The sequence below is a fragment of the uncultured Brachyspira sp. genome (assembly GCF_910588665.1).
In the GTDB taxonomy this organism is placed as follows: Bacteria; Spirochaetota; Brachyspiria; order Brachyspirales; family Brachyspiraceae; genus Brachyspira.
Genome location: NZ_CAJUPR010000009.1, coordinates 26,356 through 46,890 on the forward strand (window position 1 = coordinate 26,356; position 20,535 = coordinate 46,890).

Consider the following 20,535-nt stretch of genomic DNA (forward strand, 5'->3'; position numbering starts at 1 on the left):
TATTGCCTCACCTTACCAAACGCCAACGCGACCGAATGAAGTGAGGAAGTTGTGGCTGATTACACAACATTAAACAATTATTATATTTTAATATCTATACCATCATAAAAATATTGTAAAAAATAATAATCAAAAGAGTTTATATCAAATAATTTTATAATATCATCTTTTTTTTCTATAAATTGATTTAAAGTCTTATTAATCCCATCTTTTTCATTAAAATTAAATTTAATAATAGCAGATTCATCAATTTTTTTAGATAACATTCTAGGAAGTCCAAATTCTTCTAAAGTATAAACATGTGGTGGTAAAAATACATTTTGTAAATTAGTAACAAATGAAGATATATCAATTGCATTATCTTTTAAAATACATTTTTGTAATGTATTAATATCTGAAAACAAATTATATACATCAAATGATACTAAATTTTCAAATTTGAAATAATCATCTATTTCTATATAATTTTTAGTTGTATTTAAAATTTCTAATAATGATAAGTTCCAATTATTAGAAATAGCTATAATAAAATTTGATATATTTTGTGGCTCATATTTAAAATAAATATTACATTTATATAATATATTTAATATGTAATTAAAATCATTTTTCCAATCTTCATTAGAAAATGGTAATAACATATCTATTAGCTTATTATTATCACTTGCATCATATAATTCTTTAGTTATATTAAGCATAGTTTCTCTATCATTTTTTATTGAATGTTCATCTCTAATACTGTAAAATTCTTCTTCACCTATCATTGATATCATTTCTTTTTTAGTTTCTTCTATATTATTTTTTTGTTCTTCTGTTAAATTATTAAATATTTCTGTATTATCTATATCAATAATAGTAGAATCATTAATATCAATATTTAATTTATATATTTTTTTAGCTGGAGGCTTTTCTAATAAATAAATATTACCTGTATAATACTCAAACATTCTACCAGCTCTACCCTTTATATTATTGTATGTAAACCTATTAAATTTGTTTATTGATATTTTATTACTATATAAAATGATATTCTCAGCAACTGTATTAACTCCTTCTATAAGTGAAGAAGTAGCAATTATTGTATTTATATGATTAATTTCTTTATAATTAAAAAGATTAATTTGTATTTGAGATAAATATTTTGGTATTTGGGAATTATGAATACCAATTCCTCTTTTAACTAATTTATATAAAATCCATTCTTTGGAATAATGTAACCCTAACCATTTTAAAAAACTATTTTGCAATTTAGTATTTGTCGACATACTTATATTATATTTTTCTATACATTCTTTATATATATCTTTTATACTTATAACTGTATTTGTGTATATAATATTTTTTTTATTAAATAATTCATTTCTTAATAATGAATTTAATTTATTATTTTTTAAATATTCTTTATTCTTTCCTGTAACAATGCAATTATGCTCTTCAACTTTTACTGTATTAAAATTAGTATAATAAAATTCATTATGCTCTATAAATGGATTTTCTGATACTTCATCAATATTAGGTGCAATAAAATATTTCTGTGTAATTTCAGAACAATAATAAAATATTATTTGCTGTAATATAGAACTTCTTATATCAGCTTTTCCATTATCATTTTTGATTATTTCTATTTTATAAAATTCATCAACAATAAATAAATCCAAATTTATATTAAATAATACTTTATAATATGTTAAAGCCCTTTCTTGTGTAAAAATAAATATATTTTTAAACTTTATGCTTTCATTTACTGTAGTAATAATATTATAATCATTATGAAACTTTTTATATATCCTTCTTCTAGCTTCATCAAGTAGGGCTATTGTAGGAACTATTATTAAAATATTTTTAGGTTTTTTAATAGATATTAAACTGTCTATTATATAACTTTTACCAAAACTTGTTGGTGCACTTAACAATACATTATCACCATTTAAAAGAAGTTTCAATATCATTGACTGTTCCCTATGTAATACAATATTATCATTTTTATCATACAAAGAGAATAAATTATAAACTAATCGATCTTCAAATATTGCATCTTCAATATATTTATCTAAATATGGATACAATCCTGACATCCTTATTAAATGATAAAAAAACTGTCTATAACTCAAAGGTTGTGATTTAATATCTATATTATTATTTATATAGTCTAATAAATTAATCAAAGATTCTCTGGCTTTTTCTTCTTTTTCTTTATTGAATAATGAATTAATTTTTTTACATTCATCAAATAAATCAAATTCTTTCATATTTTTTCTTCTAATTCTAATAACTTTCTAAAAAAAATTTCGGATATATCTTTTTTACTATGTACTGGAAAAAGTATTAAGTGAAAATTGATTTCTTCTCCTTTATACAAATTCTTTATAAAATCAAAACTAGCTAAAAAACATTCTTTTACTATTTTTTTATGGCAAGAAATTATATTTGTTTTATAATTATCATCTATAGAGTTATTTGATAATGTTATATCGCACTCATATAATATTAATATAGGTATATGTAATTGTTTTTTTACTTTATCAAGTGAATTAGCGTTATCTAACATTAACTTAATATTTTCATGAATATTTTTATCTATTTTATTAAAGCTTAACATATCATTTAAATCTTTAGAATTATAAGCCATTGATATTTCTGCTTTTAATTTATCATCTTCTAAAATAGATTTAATAGATTCTATAGCATTTTTAACTGCTTTCTTTACATCTTTATAAAACTTGGATTCCCCCAACCATAAATTAATTTGACCATTATTAATTGTAATATGTATACTATCAGCACCATGAATATAAGTATTTCTATTAGTTTTATAAAATATTTTAGGAACTACATTTAAAGCATTATAATAATCTTTCATTATAGCATATAATAAAATTTCTCCTATTTCTCCAGATTTTTCTATATCATTTGGTTTAAGTTTTGAAATAGCTTTTTTTAACATACTCATTGGATAATCTGACAATATTTTTCTTTCTTCAAATGAAAGTCCTACCTCTATAACTCTATCATATAAATAATCTACAAATTTATTGATTCTCCATTGTCCATTTTCATAATCATTAATTAAACTTAGAAGACAATAATTTTTATAACATGCGTCTATATTAAGATTTAAATTTTTTAATATATCGTCAACTAATATATCAAATTTTATATTATCATAATTTGTTTTAGTTATTTCATTATATTTATTCTTCATTAATAACCTTCCATAGTCTTTCTTTAGTTATTATTTAAATTATAAATAAAACTTTTAAATTATCAACCCACTATATATACTCTTAAATCTAAACAAAGGCTAATAGTCCGAGCCATAAATTTAATAATTTTTTTTTGGTTCTTTTGACAAAGTCCGCCTGTAGCGTAAGAAAAAAATATGACTCAATACCAGAAATAATAAATTATACCAAAAGATTGTAAATGTTTTTTGGTTCTTTTTTACAAAAAAGAAATGCCGTTTTTTGGGGCAAGCAAAAAAAGAACAAGAAAAATTTGCTTTCTTTCATAAAGAAGTTACCACTCAATAATCTTTATTTCATCATCAGTTAAATTATACAACTCATACACAATATTATCAACTTCGCCATCAAGCTCAGAAGTATCTTTAAAATAATATATTCCGTTAACAGGCGTCCAAATTATTCTATCTTTTTCAAAATCTTTTAAATAAGCACAATTCCTCAAATTATAATATGTGTCTCCTTTATCTTTAGCATTATTTATTTTCTCTCTGTACAATTTAATTTCTTTTTTAAAATAATCTAATTTATCATTATCAATTTCATAATTTAATAAATTTCTTAATTTTAATAATTCTTTTGCATTTTTTGTAATAGACTTCATAAATAATACTCCAAGTACAATTGTATTATTATACAGTAATACTGAAAAATAAAAAGGACATATAAATAAATTATATGCCCTTTTTATTTATGGTATATTTATATAATTAATAGATTATAGTTTTCCTACTAAGTCAATACTCGGCTTTAAAGTTTCAGCGCCAGGCTTCCATTTAGCTGGGCAAACTTCTCCGCCATGTTCAGCTACATATTGAGCAGCCTGCACTTTGCGGAGAAGTTCATTAGCATCTCTTCCTATTCCCATATCATGTATTTCATAAGCCTTAATAAAGCCTTCAGGATTTACAATAAAGCTTCCGCGCAAATTTTTTCCCTCTTCATCTACAAATACTTCAAAAAACTTTCCAAGTACTCCCGTAGGATCTCCAAGCATCGCATATTTAATATTTTTAATAGTATCTGTGGCATCAGCCCAAGCTTTATGCACAAAATGAGTGTCTGCCGATACAGAATAAATCTCGCAATTAATTTTCTTCAATTCGTCATATATGCTATTTAAATCCGCTAATTCAGTAGGACATACAAATGTAAAATCTGCAGGATAAAAGAAAAATACGCTCCATTTACCAAGCACATCTTTTGTTTCAACTGTTTTGAAATCGCCGTTCTGATATGCCTGAACTTTGAAATCAGTAATTTTTCTATTAATTAAGCTCATATTATAACTCCTATTGCTTGTAGTTTATAGCTTCTAACAATATACTAAATAATATTTTTTGTCAAGTAAAAAAAAATATATATTAGTAAAAATTACTAAAAAATATAATATTTAATTAATTTGACAAAATATAATTTTTATACAGATTCAAATATAAAATAATCAGCTTAAATAAAATTATTTATAATCCTTATTTTTTAATTGATAAACAGCTCTTTTAATAAAAAGCTTTATATAATCAAAATTTGTCGCTATATTCAATCTTATAAAGCCTTTATATTCTTTTGAAAACCATTCGCCGAAATCTACAGCTATTTTACAGTCATCTTGTATAAACTCTTTTACCCTGTCTTTATTAACAGCTTTTCTTAAATCTATAAAAGGCAGATATGTGCCTTCCAATGGACTTACTATTATATTAGGAATTTCTTTTTTTAATTCATCTTTAATATATTCATAATTTCTTTTTAAAGTATTTAATAATCCGTCAAGCCAATCCGCACCATATCTGTATGCAGCTTCAGCGGCAATCATACCTAAAACGCTTATCTCAGTTTTATTAATAGTATTGACATATTTATTATATAATTTTCTCATTTTTTCATCTGGTATAATAATATGAGAGTTTAAAAGACATGCCAGATTAAAAGTCTTTGATGCCGAAGTAAGAACTATAAGTCTGTCAGTATATTTATCCTTATTTTTAATAGAAAGCGCAGATATAAAAGGCTTTATACCAAGATTTATATCTTGATGAATCTCATCTGAAATTATATAAACATTATGCCTCTTGCATATATCAAAAACTTTATCAATCTCTTCCTCTGTCCATACCCTTCCTACAGGATTATGAGGATTGCAGAATATTATCAATTTAACATCATTATTTATTATATCATTTTCAAGCTTTTCAAAATCTATAGTAAAAATACCGTTATCATTTTTTAATGAACATTCTATTAAAATTCTTTCATTATCTTTTACCGCATTATGAAAAGGATAATAAACAGGAGTGAGTATTGCTATGCTGTCCCCTTTTTCAGTAAAAGCATTTACAATCCAATATATAGCTGTTACAACTCCTGCAGAAAATTTTATCCACTCTTTTTTTAAATCTATATTATATCTGCTTTTCTGCCAATTAAAAAAAGCTTCAAAATAACTGTCCCATAAAACAGTATATCCAAAAACTCCATGAGAAACTCTTTTATTAACGGCTTCTATAACTTCATCAGGAGCTTTAAACTCCATATCGGCTACCCACATAGGAATAAGTCCGTCAGTTTGAAATCTTCTGTCTTTTCCTGTTTCCCATTTCTCTGAATTAGTTCCATCTCTGCCTACCAAATATCTGCTGTTAAACTCTTCTGCGGTCATAAAATTATCCTTAAATATAATATTTTTATATTGAAAAATTAATCTGATATAAAAAAATAGTCTGCATACAGAATAATACACAGACCATAAAAAATTATAAATATACTGAATTTATTGTTTTGTATTATTAGAATTATTATTTTTACTTGCAGAATCCATTCCTGAAATACTATATCTCATTTCAGTATCGGCAATAACATTTTTCATATTATAATAATCCAATACTCCGATATTGCCTTTTTTAAGCGCCTCCGCAATAGCAAGAGGAAGCTGAGATTCGGCTTCCACAACTTTAGCTTTCATCTCTTCAACCTGAGCACGCATTTCCTGTTCTCTGGCTATAGCCATAACTCTTCTCTCTTCAGCCTTAGCCTGAGCAATCTTTTTATCCGCCTCAGCCTGATCTATCTGCAGGAAAGCTCCTATATTGCTTCCGACATCAACATCGGCAATGTCAATAGAAAGTATTTCAAATGCAGTTCCTGAATCTAATCCTTTGGCAAGCACAACCTGAGAAATTCTATCAGGATTTTCTAAAACTTCTTTATGAGAAGAAGAACTTCCTATAGTAGTTACAATACCTTCTCCCACTCTTGCAATGATAGTTTCTTCTCCCGCTCCTCCAACAAGACGATTTATATTTGTTCTTACAGTAACTCTTGCGGTGGCTTTTACCTGTATGCCGTCTTTTGCAACAGCTGCTATTAAAGGAGTCGCAATAACTCTTGGAGAAACTGAAGTTCTTATGGCATCAACTAAATCTCTTCCTGCTAAATCTATAGCTGCGGCTCTTTCAAATGATAAATTTAAAGAAGCCTTATCTGCAGCAATAAGAGCATCGGCAACAGCAGTCGGATTTCCTCCAGCCAAATAATGCGCCTCAAGCTCATTAGTACCTATTTTTAAACCTGCTTTCCATAATTTTATCTGATTCAATACTATAAGAGAAGGATTAACTCTTCTAAGACGCATAGTAATTAAGGTTATCATATTTACTCTTACGCCTGAAAATAAAGCCGTCACCCAAAGCCCCATAGGAAAAAAATGCAGAAAAATAAATAAAATTATAAGCAGTATTGCTATACCGACAAACATCGGAATTATTGGTATATAACTGAAATCAGACATAAATTAACCTCCTAAATATTATTAATTATGCACATAAGTTCCTATATTTTCAAAAGAAATAGCTTTGGTAATGTTTCCCTCTGTATTCATATTGAATATTCTTATAGGCATACTGTTATCATTAGCCATAGCAAAAGCCGTCATATCCATAACCCTTAAATTCTTATTAATGGCTTCTCTAAATGTGATATCTTCATACATTTTAGCATCTTTATTTGTTTTAGGATCTTTATCATAAACTCCATCAACATTTGTCCCTTTAAGAACTATAGAAGCCCCTATCTCTAAAGATCTTAATATTGCAGTGCTGTCGGTTGTAAAATACGGATTTGAAGTACCGCCCGCTATGATTAAAACATTGCCTCTTTCCAATATACGAATTGCCTTATCTCTTTCAAAACCTTCTATCATACCCTCTATATTAAAAGCTGAAAGAATTTGAGTAGGAGTTCCTACAGCCATAAATCTGTCTTTTAACGCTATGGCATTCATAATAGTTGCAAGCATACCCATAGAATCTGCTGTAGCTCTTACCATTCCAGTTTTATCCGAAAGATGCATTCCCCTGAAAATATTTCCTCCTCCTACGACAACTGCTATTTCAGTTTCAGTTCCTGCCTCTTTCATCTCTAATGCAATTCTATCAACCACATTATTATCTATTCCGTATTCTTTTTTACCAAGTAAAGCTTCGCCTGATATTTTAAGCAATACTCTTTTTTTCATTACTAACCTCTTTAAACTTAATTTTAAAAATTATACTATTTTTTTTATATATATCAAGCTTAAGTAATAGTTTATATATTCAAAAACTTTACAGCTTTTCAGTATACCAAGTTATTTTAAATTATTAGGATTTAAGCATTTAAGAGAATCTATAACAAACAATCCGTCTTTTCTTACAAGCTTATCATCAAAATAAATCTCGCCGCCGCCGTATTTTTTAGTCTGTATGCATACCAAATCCCAATGTACGGAAGAATGGTTTCCATTGAAGGCATCATCATAGCAGGAGCCTGGTGTAAAATGAAAACTTCCCATAATTTTTTCATCAAATAATATATCTTTCATAGGCTCTGTTATATAGGGATTAACCCCTATGGCAAACTCGCCTATATATCTTGCTCCCAAATCAGTATCTAATATTTTATTTATTCTTTTTGTATCGTTGCAGGAAGCGCCGATTATTCTTCCATTTTTAAACTCGAATTTAATATTTTCATAAGTAAATCCATCACTGTACAATGAAGGTGTATTATAAGATATAATTCCATTAACTGATTTTTTTACAGGAGCCGTATAAACTTCTCCGTCTGGAATATTAAGCTCTCCTGCACATTTTACTGCAGGTATTCCTTTAATAGAAAAAGTCAAATCTGTATCTTTTCCTGCTATTCTTACCTTATCCGTTTTATTCATAATATCAACTAAATTATCCATAGCTTTAGACATTTTAGAATAATCCAGATTGCATACTTTAAAATAAAAATCTTCAAACTCATCAGTACTCATAGAAGCCTGCTGAGCCATAGAAGATGTGGGATAATTCATAACAACCCATTTTGTATTTTTTACTCTCTCTTTCATATGTACAGGATTAAGATAAAACTTTTCATATATTTTATTATTCTCTATTTTCACTGAAGAGTTTTCAGAACTGTTTAATCCGCCCCATATTCCTATATAAGCGTCCATTTCTTTCATAAGCATTAAATCGGATTTAGCCCAAATTTTTATCTGCTCTTCATTGCATTGCTTCAATAATTCTCTAATTATTTGAGGATCATGATTCCAAACAAAAGGACTTGCCGAAGCTTTATATACTTCATTTATAACGGCGGCAACTAAACTGCGCTCCTCTCCTTCTCCGTATACTTTTATAAGAACCTTCTCTCCTTTTTTAATTTTGCATGAATAATTAACTATAATTTTTGCAAGCTTTTCTATTCTTACATCTTTCATAATAAAAAATATTTCCTTTTATTTTTAATATGATTTTATACAATAATGAATAATAATCAATACTTAATATTTACAGTATAGAAAAAATATTATTTAAATGTATAATATATAAAAAATAAATTCGGATAATCAAAAAGTGAAAAACAGTTTATTTATAATTTTATTGAGTTCTTTACTTAATGCAGAAAATTATGCGGAAGATGCTAAAGATTTCTGGAAAATGTCTGAAAACCCTAAAGGCAGAATGAAAGCAGCTATAATAATAGTAATAAAAAATAAAGTATATGCTTATGGCATAGCAATGTAAAAAGCACATTAGATATATATAATCCGAATAAAGAATTAAGAAATAAAGATTTGAAGGGATTAATATTTATATATGACATAGAATTCAAAAACGGAGAATGGCAAATAGGAAATATATATCATACAGATCAGGGAAGCATATACTATGCCAAAATAAGCTTATCGGAAGACAAAAAACATTGTTTCTGATAGCATCTATTGATAAAAGCGGAGTTATAGGAGTGACAGTTAAGTGGATAAGACTGTCAAATGAAGAAGCTTATAAATATTCAGATATGAAGATAAATCAATTAAGAACTATAGACGGAAAAGGAATATAATAATTAATATATGAGCTCTGCATTTCTGAAATTATAAATTCCGAACATATCATAAATAACATTATTAAGTTTTTTATTCTGCATTATAGTTGAAGAATAATAATATATAGGAATAATAGCCATATCATTCATAGCAATATATTCCGCCTTATGAAAATACATGCTGCTGTCAATATCCGTACTTGCTGAAGATGCATTAATCAAAGCTTCGTCAAATTCCTTATTGCTGTATTTTCCGTAATTAAATGCATATCCTGTTTTTAATAAAGATAAAAAAGCATTAGGACTGTTATATCCTCCGGACCATACCTCCCTTGCAATATCAAAATCTCCGTCTTTTCTTATCTGCAGAAATACGGACAGCTCTTCCTCTCTTATAGTCATATCTATATTTAATGCTTCCTTAAGCATGGATCTTATGCTTTCTGCAATAACAGCATGAAAACCAGAATTAATTAATAATTCAAATACAGGAAAATCTTTGCCATTCGGATATCCTGCATCGGCAAGCAAAGCTCTAGCCTCTTCAATATTTTTAATGTAATCTTCTCTTTTAGTGGAAAAATAACCTTCCTTTCTGCTTCTGAAATCGTTCGTACTCTCTGCATCTTTTATATTATAAGGAACAATTGCAGCCGCAGTTTTTTCTCCGAACTTCATTATATTATTTACTATATATTCTCTGTCTATGGCTAAAGAAACGGCTCTTCTTACCCTCTCATCATTAAAAGGTTTTCTAGTATGATTAAACTCATAAAAATAAATAGAGGCATTGGGAACTATTCTTGCGATGCCTTCATTGATAAGTTTTTCCCTATCATCAATAGGAGCATTATAACAAAAATATATATCATCATTCAAAATAGCTGACATTGTTGCATTATCATTATCCATAAATTCAAAATTAATAATATCGGGCTTTACTTCTCTATAATTCCAATAGTCTGTATTTTTACGAACTACAAGTCTTGAATGACTATCCCAGCGTACTATTTGAAAAGCTCCGTTTCCAACCATAGTATCAGATTTTAAAGTCCAGCCGTATTCGTCTTTACTCACTATATCTTCCCGCAAAGGAGTATAAGCGGTATGAGCTGTCATTTCTAAAAAATAAGGAGCAGGATATTCCAATTCAACATATAAAGTTTTATTATTCAATGCCTTTACTCCCAAAGTCTCCTTATCCTTAATTCCTGCCATGATATCATCTGCATTTTTTATAACATCTAAAAATACAGAATATGAATTATTAGCGTATGCAATTCTTCTCCAAGCATAAACAAAATCATCAGCCGTTAAATCAATTCCGTCTGACCATTTGGCATTACTTCTTATATTAAAAATATATATTGTATTATTATTTGAAGATATCCAGCTTTCTGCAGAACCTGGTATTATATTATTATTCTTATCTCTGACAGTTAAATTCTCAAATAAATGAGCCGCATATATCATAGCATCTGCTGATAAGTTTAAAGAAGGATCTATAGTATGAGGTTTAGAACCTACTGAAACTGTCAATTCATTTAAAATATTTTTAGGCTCTTTACGGCATGATATAATAAAAATAATAAATATAAATAATTTAATTAGCATATCTTTTTTCATAAAATAATATCCGTCAATATAATTTTATTATACAGCATTAAAAAATTAAAATTATATGGTAAAAATATACTTCTGTATAATATTTTTTATACTAAGAAATTAAATACGCAGAAATAAAATATAAAATAGGGTATCCTTATATAAAAAGATACCCTAATATTTAATATTTATATAAAAATTTATTTCAGAGCAATATTATAAGTATCCATAGCTATAGCTTTTTCTTCATCGGTAGCTATAACATAAAGCTTAACAGCTGCGCCGTCTTTTTCAAAATTAGCGCATCCTCTGGCTTTAGAGTTTTTATCAGCATCGCATTTAATTCCGAGCTCGTCTAAACCTTCAAGTATTTTACCTCTTATAAGTGCACTATTTTCTCCTATTCCTCCAGTAAATACTATGCCGTCAAGATGACCAAGAGCAGCCATATAAGCGCCTATATATTTTTTTACTCTGTAGCAGAACATAGTAATGGCTAATTCGGCTTTAGGGTTGGTACTGGAAGCCTCTTCTAAGTTTCTCATATCATTGCTTATACCCGATATGCCTAAAAGACCGCTTTTTTTATTTAAAATATTATCCATTTCCTTAGCAGATAAATTTTCTTTAGCCATAACAAAAGTTGCAACAGCAGTGTCCATATCTCCAGACCTCGTTCCCATTACCAAACCTTCCAAAGGAGTTAATCCCATACTGGTATCAATAGATTCTCCGTTTTTTACAGCAGTAACGCTGGCTCCGTTGCCTAAATGACAAACTATAACATTGGCATTCGGCTTATTTGCAGCCTTGCAGAACTCTCCGTAAACATATTTATGAGAAGTACCATGAAATCCGTAGCGGCGTATTTTATATTTATTATACCATTCATTAGGAACTGCATACATATAGGCATATTCTGGTATTGTCTGATGAAAACTAGTATCAAAAACCGCAACCATTTTTACATCTTTTAATATTTCCTTACAAGCGCTTATACCCTGCAAACCTGCTGGATTATGCAAAGGTGCTATATCGCAGCAAGCCTCAATAGCTTTTACAGTTTCATCAGTAATTAAAGTGCTTTTACTGAAAGCCTCTCCACCATGCACAACTCTATGACCTACCCCTGATATTTCACTCATATCGGATATAACGCCGACTTCTTTGTCGGTTAAAAGAGAGAAAATTAAAGACATTCCAGCCTTATGGTCTGCAACTTTCTGCTCCAATTTTTTTTCCTTGCCTTTTTCAACAGCAGTATGCTTTAAAGCGCTCATTTCCTCGCCAATTTTTTCTAAAAGACCTTTAGCTAAAACTTTTGCATCGGGCATAGAAAATAATTGATACTTAATGCTGGAACTTCCTGAATTTATTACCAATACATTCATAAAAATGACTCCATATTTTTTAATAGTTGTATTATTATATCATACCCGCTATATTTATCAATGAATTTTTATTTTATTATATATATTTTACTCTTTCTTCTTTACCCATACAATTATATATCTGTCAAATAATTTGCTTTTATCATTTTTCTTTTTTAACTTTAGCTTCAATTGTAATTATCTGACCTTGATATTTTGCATATTCTTCAAAATTTTTTTATCAAAATAATAATCCCTATCATCTGCCGATATAACAATATTTGGAAATACTGAAGTTCCTACCGCTCTGACCGTACCTGTAATATATTCTTTTTTGGCAAAAATCATAATCAAAAAGAATAAATACATATAAATATTTTATAATATTTTTATAAATTGTTTTCATATTATTACTATGTTCGCCTCGCCTTTAAGAGCATCAATACTTTTAGTATTGATGCGGCTTGCCTCACTTATTAATTTATTACTATGTTCGCCTCACCGATTAGGCCCTGCTTGGCGGGCATAGCAACATAAAAAGCATTAATATAAAAAGACTTTGAAAAATTAATGTAATTGTTTTTGTTTTACTTTTTTGACAAAAGTTAATTTTTATTATATTATGGTGTTAATATTAATTTGAATGAGTTTTATTTTACGGAGGGTATTTTTCATGTTTTCTTACATTATAAAAAGATTATTAATCTCTCTTTTAACTCTTTTTGTTATAGTAACAATAACATTCTTTTTAATGCATATGGTGCCCGGAGGTCCTTTTGTAGGTGAAAAACCTCTCAGCAAAGTGGCGCTTGAAAATTTAAATAGAAAATACGGACTTGATAAGCCGTTAATAGTTCAGTATGCCAATTATTTAAAAAACGCTGTTAAAGGAGATTTGGGCACCTCGCTTACTAAAATAGGTCAATCCGTTTCAGGTACAATAGTAAGAGCATTTCCCGTATCTTTCAGACTTGGAATATTCAGCATGTTTATTTCTACTACTATAGGAGTATTATTTGGTATAGTTGCGGCATTAAGGCATGGAAAAACAGCAGACAGAGCTGTAATGGTAGCCGCCACTTTAGGAATAGCCGTGCCTAGTTTTGTAGTTGCCACAGTTTCTATTATTATATTTTCTGTTCAGTTAAAGCTTCTCCCAGCTTACGGATTCGATTCTTTTGCTCAGTATATAATGCCCGGATTTGCCCTATCTTTCAGCTCGCTCAGTTTTATGGCAAGACTTATGAGAAGTTCTATGCTTGATGTTATTCATCAGGATTATATAAAAACAGCCAGAGCAAAGGGAATATCAATAAATGTAATCATATTTAAGCATGCCTTAAGAAATGCTATTATACCAATAGTTACTTATATAGGACCGCTTGCCGCTGCAATTCTAACAGGTTCTTTTGTTGTAGAGAAAATATTTAATATACCCGGTCTTGGAAGATATTTTGTTGAAAGCATTACGCAAAGGGATTATCCTACCATATTAGGAGTTACAATATTTTACGGTGCTTTTTTAATAGCCATGAATTTCTTAGTGGATTTATCTTATGGTATTATAGACCCTAGAATAAAAATACAAGATTAAGCATAAGGGGGGTACAATGGAAAAAAGTTTTGATAAATCATTATTTGTAAAAGCTACGGAAGAAGAAAAGGCTTCAGCCGAAGTAAAGATAGAAAGCGTAACATATTGGCAGGATGCATACAGAAGATTTAAGAAAAACAAAGTTGCTTTAATATCCATTATTATTATAGCAGTTATAGCGGTCTTTTCTATAACAGTTCCTATTTTTTCGCAATACGGATATGCTCAGATAAACAGAGGCGCAGAAAACAGCCTCCCCACATTAGAACACCCTTTCGGAACAGATACTTTGGGAAGAGATCTTCTTGTAAGATGTATGATAGGAGCGAGGATTTCGCTTTTAATAGGAGTAGTATCATCTACTTTGGTAGTAATAATAGGTATAATATACGGTTCGGTATCTGGTTATTTCGGAGGATTTACAGACAGTATTATGATGCGTATAGTTGATATAATAAGCGCTGTCCCTACTCTTTTGGTGGTTGTATTATTATCGGTTGTGCTTAAATCTCCGATGGATAAATTATTTTTACAAAATGAGCGTTTAAGAGGAATAGGACTTTTAGGACCTGGGCTTTTAAGCATATTTATAGTAATATCTCTGCTTTATTGGACTAATATGGCAAGAATGACAAGAGGACAGATTTTAGCATTGAAAGGTCAGGAGTTTGTAACTGCGGCAAGGGCTTTAGGTACTTCTCACAGCAGAATAATTTTCAAGCATTTAATACCTAATGCTATGGGCGCTATAATAGTATCCGCTATGGTTCAGATACCTAATGCTATATTTGTTGAAGCATTTTTAAGCTTCTTAGGTTTGGGAGTAAGCGCTCCTATGGTTTCGCTTGGCTCTTTAACTTCAAATGCTGTAAGCGGAGTATATTCTTATCCTTATCAGCTTCTTTTTCCTGCAGCCTTAATAAGCATTATAATACTCTGCTTTAATTTGGCAGGCGACGGTTTGAGAGATGCATTAGATCCTAGAATGAAAAACAGATAGTTTATTTTATTAAATAAAATATTATAAAAGAGGTATTTATTAATGGATAATAATCATTTACTGGAAGTTAAAAATTTAGAAGTGTCTTTCTTTACATCTCTTGGAGAGGTTAAGGCAGTTAATAATATTTCTTATAATTTAGATAAGTCAAAAGTTTTAGGAATAGTGGGAGAATCTGGAAGCGGGAAAAGCGTATCTGCATACTCTATTATGGGACTTATTGAAGAGCCCGGTAAAATTATGAACGGAGAAATACTATTTGAAGGCACTGATTTGCTTAAGCTTTCAGAGCATGAAAAAAAGAAAATAAGAGGCGATTTAATATCTATGATTTTTCAGGATCCTATGACTTGTCTTAATCCTGTTTACACTATAGGAAATCAATTAATGGAAGCATTAACCGCACATAAAAAAATAAGCAAAACCGATGCTGTGGAGAGAATAGTTGAGCTTTTAACTTTGGCAGGCATCAATGAACCTAGAAGAAGAATAAAACAGTATCCTCATGAACTTTCTGGAGGTATGCGTCAGCGTATAATGATAGCTATGGCGCTTTCTGGAGATCCTAAAATACTTATAGCAGATGAGCCTACAACAGCATTAGATGTTACAATACAGGCGCAGATACTTGAACTTATAAAGGATATACAAAAAAAAATACAAATGGCTGTCATACTTATTACTCATGACTTTGGTATTGTAGCTGATATGGCTGATGATATTATAGTAATGTACGGCGGGGGCATAGTAGAAAGAGGAACCGTTTTTGATATATTTGAACGCCCTAAGCACCCCTATACTTTCGGACTTTTGAAATCTCTTCCGCGTATTGACATAAAACAGGACAGACTTATTCCTATAGAAGGCACTCCTATTGATTTACTTAATATGAAAGCAGGCTGTCCTTTCAGTACAAGATGCGAAAAGTGTATGAAAGTATGCATTGATAATAAGCCTCCTATAACCGAATTTGATAAGGGGCATTTTTCAGCCTGCTGGCTTCATCAAATGCCTGAATGATTGACAATATCAAATTAATTAAGAATAAAGAGAGTTTTTTATGAAACCTTTAATAGAAATACAAAATTTAAAACAGCATTTCAAAATCAAAGGCGGATTTTTCGGAAGAAATATACAAACCGTAAAAGCTGTTGACGGAGTATCTTTTACTATAAATAAAGGGGAAACTTTAGGACTTGTAGGGGAATCGGGAAGCGGAAAAACCACTTTAGGAAGAACTCTGCTTCATCTTTATAAGCCTACAAGCGGAAAAATATTTTTTGACGGAGAAGAGGTTAATAATGAAAATTACCGTAACTATGCTAAAAAAATGCAGATAATTTTCCAAGATCCCTATGCTTCTCTTAATCCACGCATGACAGTTGAAGATATAATAGGAGAAGCACTTGATGTGCATAAGCTTTATAGCTCTAAAGATGAAAGAAGAGAAAAGATAATAAATCTTCTTAAATTAGTAGGACTCAATACCGAACATGCGCAGAGATATCCCCATGAGTTTTCAGGCGGACAGAGACAGCGTATAGGCATAGCGCGTGCTTTGGCTGTTAATCCTGAGTTTATAGTTTGCGATGAACCAGTTTCAGCGCTTGATGTGTCTATTCAGGCGCAGATAATTAATATGCTTTATGATATGCAAAACGACATGGGACTTACATATCTTTTTATAGCCCATGATTTAGCTGTAGTTCATCAGATATCTGAAAGAATAGGCGTTATGTATTTGGGAAATATTGTTGAGCTTACAGACGGCGAATCTTTATATACAAAATCGCTTCACCCCTATACTCAGTCTTTGATTTCAGCCATACCAATATCAGAACCTTCCATAGCTAAGTCAAAGCATCGTATAATACTTTCGGGAGAAATACCGTCCCCTATTAATCCGCCTTCAGGCTGCAAGTTCAGAACAAGATGCCCTAAAGCTGAGGCTGTATGTGCAGAGAAAGTACCTGAGTTCAGAGAAGTAGAAAGCGGGCATTACTGCGCTTGTCATCTAGTGTAATGTAAGCCATTATGAAAATTACAAATATATTTCCCGTACTTCTGATAATTTCATCTTTATTATCGTATTTATATATAGAATATTATGCTTTTAATAAAAGAATGGTTGCAATGGACCAAATTCAGCATTTTTATGATATGACTAAATGGTATAATAGCGGAAAAATACCTACAACAGGTGCAAGATTCATAGCAAGTGAAATTATTAATGGAGAGTTTACAACTCCTAGAGTTCCGGGAGGTGCTTATTATATATTTTATACTTTATTCTATAAATTAGCCAATGAAAATTTAGTGAAAGCTAGAATGATTAATTTTATTTTTAGTTTTATTATATTATTTACATTTCTGATTTGGATTTATAAAAAATTTGGTATTTTTATAACTTCTATAATGACTGCATTAGTATTATGTAACCCTTATGTTATATTAGCGGTAACCGATTTTTGGAATCCTAATATTACATTAATATTCAGTTTTTTATTTTTTATATTTTTATTTGAATATATCAATAATGATGATAAAAAAATAAAACAAATATCAGCAGTTTTTATATTTCCAATACTTGCTGTAATGGCACAAGGACATTTTGCAGTTTTCTTCTCTATGGTTCCCACAATGATTATTTATCTTATCATAAGATTTAAGAATACAAGAAAATATTTATTATATTGGTGTTTTGGAGTATTTATATCTTTTTTATTATATATGCCGTATTTAATACAAGAATTGCAAAGCGGATTTAATAATATAAAATTGGCTATGAATATAAGAAGCAGTTTAGATAAAATACCATTTCCTTAAATTTATGCTTTGCTTATTTTTCCTACTAATGAAATGTCAAGTTTAATTGGTACAAGATTTAATTCTGTATATTATTTTTGGAGTAAAGGCGGAATATATATTTATGGATTAATATTTTTATTTTTATCTATGTTGTCTTCAATATTTATGTTTTTCTATTCTATAGTTATTTCAATTAAGAATAAGAATAATGTTTTATTAAATAACTTAAATAGAAGTTTAATTGAGATTTTTTTATTTTTTATTATATTTATACCAATAACAATATTATCATTTATTATTTTTAAATCAAAATCTGGAACATTTCACTATTTATATTCAGCATTTTCTATTTCTTTTATAACATATTTAATATTTTTTAAATTTAATGAATTTAATTTCAAAAAAAATATAAAGATAATCATATATGCTTTATTTATTTTAAATTCATTTGCTGTATTAGGTGAAATGTATAGATATATAAAATTATTTCAATATCCTAGAAGTGAGAAAGTGTTAATGAATGTAGCCGAGTTTATAAAGAATGATGCCAAAGATAAAAAAATTGCTATATTATGATAATTTTTCTGGTGTTGTAAATAAACAATTTGAGGATATTTTTACAATATATTTTAAAGATATAAATTTAAATATCTCAAAAAAACCAGATATATTATATGCATTAAGAGATGATATTGTCAGAGTAAATTGGAATGATAACAGAAACAATAATGAAATGAAATATCTTAATATATAATGGTGCTGTTGAACTTACTAATATAGGCGGATATACAATATTTAAATTTACTATAATACCAAAATAATATAAATATATTATTGATTTTTTATTGACAATACTTTATTATTAAATATAATTGCAATAAATAAATAATATATTAAGGATAGGTACAATGAAAAAGTATTTTTATTTAGTTTTTATTATTTCTGTTTTTATATTCTCATGTTCAAACAAATCTAATATTGAAGATAATGCGGTATATGTAAACTTAGGAGCAGAACCAAAAACTATAGATCCAGCACTGAATATAACATTGCAGGGCTCCACTTATGTAACTCATTTATTTGAATGCCTAACTACAAAATATAAAGATATTGCCATTCAGCCAGGAGCAGCAGAGAGCTGGGATATATCTGAAGATGGACTTACATATATATTTCATTTAAGAACTAATGGAAAATGGTCTGACGGAAAGCCTTTAACTGCACATGATTTTGAATACTCTTGGAAAAGGGTAGTTGATCCTGATACTGCAAGCGAACCTAGTTATTTATTTGAACCTATACTTAACTTCTCTAATGTTAATGGCAGGTATATGCCAGTTGATGAGTTCGGTATAAAAGCTATAGACGATTATAAATTAGAAGTGAAGCTTGAATATCCTACAGCTTATTTTTTAGAGCTTGTAAACTTGCCGGTATTTTCACCAGTAAGAAAAGATATGGTAGAAAAAGACCCTGATAATTGGACTAGAAATCCGAAAACCTGTGTAGGCAATGGGGCTTTTGTTTTACAGGAGAGAAGACCAGACGAAAGTATTACCGTTGTAAAAAACACAAATTATTGGGCTTCGGATACCATAGTAGCCAAAAAGATTAAATTTGTTCTTATGGATAACCCTAATTCGGCAGTTGCGGGAGTTAAAGAAGGATCTTTGCATTTTTCAGATCAGTATCCATATCAGGATACCGATACTTTAAAAGCTGAAGGCTTGATAGATATAGCAACTAGAATAGGTACTCAGTATTATGCTTTAAATACCACCAATGAAACTTTAAAAGATAAAAGAATAAGAAAGGCTTTATCACTTGCAATAGATAGAAATTATATTGTGGATAATGTACTCAAATCAGGAAGACCTGCAGGGTCATTGGTTCCTTGGGGAGTTACTGATGTTGAGGGTTATTTCAGAGATAATGCAGGAGAATATATAAGCACCAATAGAGAAGATTATAGTAAAAATGTAGAAGAGGCTAAAAGATTAATGGCTGAAGCAGGCTATCCCGGCGGAAAAAATTTTCCTGTATTAGAATTTTTCCTCACTTTCAGCAATGATATACCTATGTTTGAGGCAGTTCAGAATATGTGGAAAGTTAATTTAGGCATAGATGTTAAGCTTACTCAAATGGAGTTTGCTCCTTTTATTAATGCTTTCAGAACAGAAAGAAATTATACTATGGCTGGAGCAAGCTGGACTGGAAGCTATAATGATCCTACAACTTTTTTAGGTATGTTTGTAAGCTACTCTTATAAAAATCATTCTTTATTTACAAATGCTCAGTTTGATGATGCTATAATTACAGCTTCAAGAACTATTAATCAAAATATCAGAATGAGAGAACTGCATAAAGCAGAAAAAATACTGATAGAAGATGAGGCTGTTATAATACCTATAGCTTATTTTGAGCCTGCCGTATTAAAAAGTCCTAAACTTAAAGATGTATTTTATATACCTTTTGCCCAATATAAGTTTTCATATTCATATTTAGAATAGTATTATATAAAAATTTCAGAAATATTTGTTTTGGGAATTAAAAATTAAG

General features: G+C 29.2%; 21 protein-coding genes. 10 read left to right on the top strand and 11 right to left on the bottom strand.

The annotated features are described in order from the left end of the window. Window positions 1-80: 80 nt before the first annotated feature. The 8 genes from QZ306_RS07760 to QZ306_RS07795 all read right to left on the bottom strand — a co-directional run bounded on the left by QZ306_RS07760 (window position 81) and on the right by QZ306_RS07795 (window position 8,991). On the bottom strand, window positions 81-2,249 hold the full coding sequence (locus QZ306_RS07760; protein WP_295162764.1) for a DEAD/DEAH box helicase: 2,169 nt from the start codon (window positions 2,247-2,249) through the stop codon (window positions 81-83). Then, window positions 2,246-3,202: a DUF1837 domain-containing protein gene (locus QZ306_RS07765; protein ID WP_295162766.1), complete on the bottom strand. Its 957-nt coding sequence runs from the start codon at window positions 3,200-3,202 to the stop codon at window positions 2,246-2,248. Before QZ306_RS07765 ends, QZ306_RS07760 begins: the two co-directional genes overlap by 4 nt. Before the next feature lie 314 nt (window positions 3,203-3,516). Continuing rightward, window positions 3,517-3,846 (bottom strand): hypothetical protein, encoded by a 330-nt coding sequence (locus QZ306_RS07770; protein ID WP_295162768.1) that lies wholly within the window; start codon window positions 3,844-3,846, stop codon window positions 3,517-3,519. A gap of 114 nt (window positions 3,847-3,960) precedes the next feature. Further along, complete coding sequence (ahpC, locus tag QZ306_RS07775; RefSeq protein WP_295162770.1) at window positions 3,961-4,524, bottom strand: alkyl hydroperoxide reductase subunit C; 564 nt, start codon at window positions 4,522-4,524, stop codon at window positions 3,961-3,963. A 177-nt stretch (window positions 4,525-4,701) separates the two neighbouring features. Continuing rightward, window positions 4,702-5,901, bottom strand: a complete 1,200-nt coding sequence (locus QZ306_RS07780; RefSeq protein ID WP_295162772.1) for a MalY/PatB family protein — start codon at window positions 5,899-5,901, stop codon at window positions 4,702-4,704. Between the two features lie 111 nt (window positions 5,902-6,012). Next, window positions 6,013-7,029: a flotillin-like protein FloA gene (gene floA, locus QZ306_RS07785; protein ID WP_295162773.1), complete on the bottom strand. Its 1,017-nt coding sequence runs from the start codon at window positions 7,027-7,029 to the stop codon at window positions 6,013-6,015. Between the two features lie 21 nt (window positions 7,030-7,050). Then, on the bottom strand, window positions 7,051-7,755 hold the full coding sequence (gene pyrH, locus QZ306_RS07790) for a UMP kinase (RefSeq protein ID WP_295162775.1): 705 nt from the start codon (window positions 7,753-7,755) through the stop codon (window positions 7,051-7,053). Window positions 7,756-7,866: 111 nt separating this feature from the next. Beyond that, window positions 7,867-8,991 carry an aminopeptidase gene (locus QZ306_RS07795; protein ID WP_295162777.1) on the bottom strand — a complete coding sequence of 375 codons (1,125 nt, stop codon included), beginning with the start codon at window positions 8,989-8,991 and terminating at the stop codon, window positions 7,867-7,869. A gap of 136 nt (window positions 8,992-9,127) precedes the next feature. Between QZ306_RS07795 and QZ306_RS07800 the strand changes: the two genes are divergently transcribed. Genes QZ306_RS07800 through QZ306_RS07810 form a run of 3 tightly spaced genes read left to right on the top strand, consistent with a single transcriptional unit; the run spans window position 9,128 to window position 9,617 of the window. After that, complete coding sequence (locus QZ306_RS07800) at window positions 9,128-9,298, top strand: hypothetical protein (protein WP_295162778.1); 171 nt, start codon at window positions 9,128-9,130, stop codon at window positions 9,296-9,298. Between the two features lie 50 nt (window positions 9,299-9,348). Beyond that, on the top strand, window positions 9,349-9,486 hold the full coding sequence (locus QZ306_RS07805; protein ID WP_295162780.1) for a DUF2147 domain-containing protein: 138 nt from the start codon (window positions 9,349-9,351) through the stop codon (window positions 9,484-9,486). Then, on the top strand, window positions 9,477-9,617 hold the full coding sequence (locus tag QZ306_RS07810) for a hypothetical protein (RefSeq protein ID WP_295162782.1): 141 nt from the start codon (window positions 9,477-9,479) through the stop codon (window positions 9,615-9,617). The genes QZ306_RS07805 and QZ306_RS07810 overlap by 10 nt, the downstream gene beginning before the upstream one ends. 3 nt (window positions 9,618-9,620) lie before the next feature. On the opposite strand, the gene QZ306_RS07815 is transcribed toward QZ306_RS07810, so the two are convergent. The 3 genes from QZ306_RS07815 to QZ306_RS07825 all read right to left on the bottom strand — a co-directional run bounded on the left by QZ306_RS07815 (window position 9,621) and on the right by QZ306_RS07825 (window position 12,922). Then, entirely contained in the window at window positions 9,621-11,225 is a 1,605-nt protein-coding gene (locus QZ306_RS07815; RefSeq protein ID WP_295162783.1) for a peptide ABC transporter substrate-binding protein, read from the bottom strand. Window positions 11,226-11,404: 179 nt separating this feature from the next. Further along, window positions 11,405-12,595, bottom strand: coding sequence for an acetate kinase (locus QZ306_RS07820; RefSeq protein ID WP_295162785.1), 1,191 nt, complete (start codon window positions 12,593-12,595; stop codon window positions 11,405-11,407). 177 nt (window positions 12,596-12,772) lie between these two features. Further along, window positions 12,773-12,922, bottom strand: coding sequence for a hypothetical protein (locus QZ306_RS07825; RefSeq protein ID WP_295162787.1), 150 nt, complete (start codon window positions 12,920-12,922; stop codon window positions 12,773-12,775). 325 nt (window positions 12,923-13,247) lie between these two features. On the opposite strand from QZ306_RS07825, the gene QZ306_RS07830 reads away from it, so the two are divergent. From QZ306_RS07830 to QZ306_RS07860, 7 genes are all read left to right on the top strand, one after another. After that, complete coding sequence (locus tag QZ306_RS07830) at window positions 13,248-14,168, top strand: ABC transporter permease (protein WP_295162789.1); 921 nt, start codon at window positions 13,248-13,250, stop codon at window positions 14,166-14,168. Between the two features lie 16 nt (window positions 14,169-14,184). Next, complete coding sequence (locus QZ306_RS07835; RefSeq protein ID WP_295162791.1) at window positions 14,185-15,168, top strand: ABC transporter permease; 984 nt, start codon at window positions 14,185-14,187, stop codon at window positions 15,166-15,168. Between the two features lie 42 nt (window positions 15,169-15,210). Next, window positions 15,211-16,188 (top strand): ABC transporter ATP-binding protein, encoded by a 978-nt coding sequence (locus QZ306_RS07840; protein ID WP_295162793.1) that lies wholly within the window; start codon window positions 15,211-15,213, stop codon window positions 16,186-16,188. A gap of 40 nt (window positions 16,189-16,228) precedes the next feature. Continuing rightward, window positions 16,229-17,191, top strand: a complete 963-nt coding sequence (locus tag QZ306_RS07845; protein ID WP_295162794.1) for an ABC transporter ATP-binding protein — start codon at window positions 16,229-16,231, stop codon at window positions 17,189-17,191. 11 nt (window positions 17,192-17,202) lie between these two features. Then, window positions 17,203-17,994 (top strand): hypothetical protein, encoded by a 792-nt coding sequence (locus QZ306_RS07850; RefSeq protein WP_295162796.1) that lies wholly within the window; start codon window positions 17,203-17,205, stop codon window positions 17,992-17,994. Between the two features lie 523 nt (window positions 17,995-18,517). After that, window positions 18,518-18,730: a hypothetical protein gene (locus QZ306_RS07855; RefSeq protein WP_295162798.1), complete on the top strand. Its 213-nt coding sequence runs from the start codon at window positions 18,518-18,520 to the stop codon at window positions 18,728-18,730. Between the two features lie 154 nt (window positions 18,731-18,884). Beyond that, complete coding sequence (locus QZ306_RS07860) at window positions 18,885-20,486, top strand: peptide ABC transporter substrate-binding protein (protein WP_295162800.1); 1,602 nt, start codon at window positions 18,885-18,887, stop codon at window positions 20,484-20,486. Window positions 20,487-20,535: the final 49 nt, after the last annotated feature.

What these genes read in the sequence shown, in the direction of transcription:
- QZ306_RS07850 (WP_295162796.1), top strand. Translation starts at nt 17,203, where the DNA reads ATGAAAATTACAAATATATTTCCCGTACTTCTGATAATTTCATCTTTA.
- QZ306_RS07860 (WP_295162800.1), top strand. Translation starts at nt 18,885, where the DNA reads ATGAAAAAGTATTTTTATTTAGTTTTTATTATTTCTGTTTTTATATTC.
- QZ306_RS07760 (WP_295162764.1), bottom strand. Translation starts at nt 2,249, where the DNA reads ATGAAAGAATTTGATTTATTTGATGAATGTAAAAAAATTAATTCATTA.
- QZ306_RS07820 (WP_295162785.1), bottom strand. Translation starts at nt 12,595, where the DNA reads ATGAATGTATTGGTAATAAATTCAGGAAGTTCCAGCATTAAGTATCAA.
- QZ306_RS07795 (WP_295162777.1), bottom strand. Translation starts at nt 8,991, where the DNA reads ATGAAAGATGTAAGAATAGAAAAGCTTGCAAAAATTATAGTTAATTAT.
- QZ306_RS07780 (WP_295162772.1), bottom strand. Translation starts at nt 5,901, where the DNA reads ATGACCGCAGAAGAGTTTAACAGCAGATATTTGGTAGGCAGAGATGGA.
- QZ306_RS07825 (WP_295162787.1), bottom strand. Translation starts at nt 12,922, where the DNA reads ATGATTTTTGCCAAAAAAGAATATATTACAGGTACGGTCAGAGCGGTA.
- QZ306_RS07765 (WP_295162766.1), bottom strand. Translation starts at nt 3,202, where the DNA reads ATGAAGAATAAATATAATGAAATAACTAAAACAAATTATGATAATATA.
- pyrH (WP_295162775.1), bottom strand. Translation starts at nt 7,755, where the DNA reads ATGAAAAAAAGAGTATTGCTTAAAATATCAGGCGAAGCTTTACTTGGT.
- QZ306_RS07815 (WP_295162783.1), bottom strand. Translation starts at nt 11,225, where the DNA reads ATGAAAAAAGATATGCTAATTAAATTATTTATATTTATTATTTTTATT.
- QZ306_RS07840 (WP_295162793.1), top strand. Translation starts at nt 15,211, where the DNA reads ATGGATAATAATCATTTACTGGAAGTTAAAAATTTAGAAGTGTCTTTC.
- ahpC (WP_295162770.1), bottom strand. Translation starts at nt 4,524, where the DNA reads ATGAGCTTAATTAATAGAAAAATTACTGATTTCAAAGTTCAGGCATAT.
- QZ306_RS07845 (WP_295162794.1), top strand. Translation starts at nt 16,229, where the DNA reads ATGAAACCTTTAATAGAAATACAAAATTTAAAACAGCATTTCAAAATC.
- QZ306_RS07770 (WP_295162768.1), bottom strand. Translation starts at nt 3,846, where the DNA reads ATGAAGTCTATTACAAAAAATGCAAAAGAATTATTAAAATTAAGAAAT.
- QZ306_RS07835 (WP_295162791.1), top strand. Translation starts at nt 14,185, where the DNA reads ATGGAAAAAAGTTTTGATAAATCATTATTTGTAAAAGCTACGGAAGAA.
- QZ306_RS07830 (WP_295162789.1), top strand. Translation starts at nt 13,248, where the DNA reads ATGTTTTCTTACATTATAAAAAGATTATTAATCTCTCTTTTAACTCTT.
- QZ306_RS07855 (WP_295162798.1), top strand. Translation starts at nt 18,518, where the DNA reads ATGATGCCAAAGATAAAAAAATTGCTATATTATGATAATTTTTCTGGT.
- floA (WP_295162773.1), bottom strand. Translation starts at nt 7,029, where the DNA reads ATGTCTGATTTCAGTTATATACCAATAATTCCGATGTTTGTCGGTATA.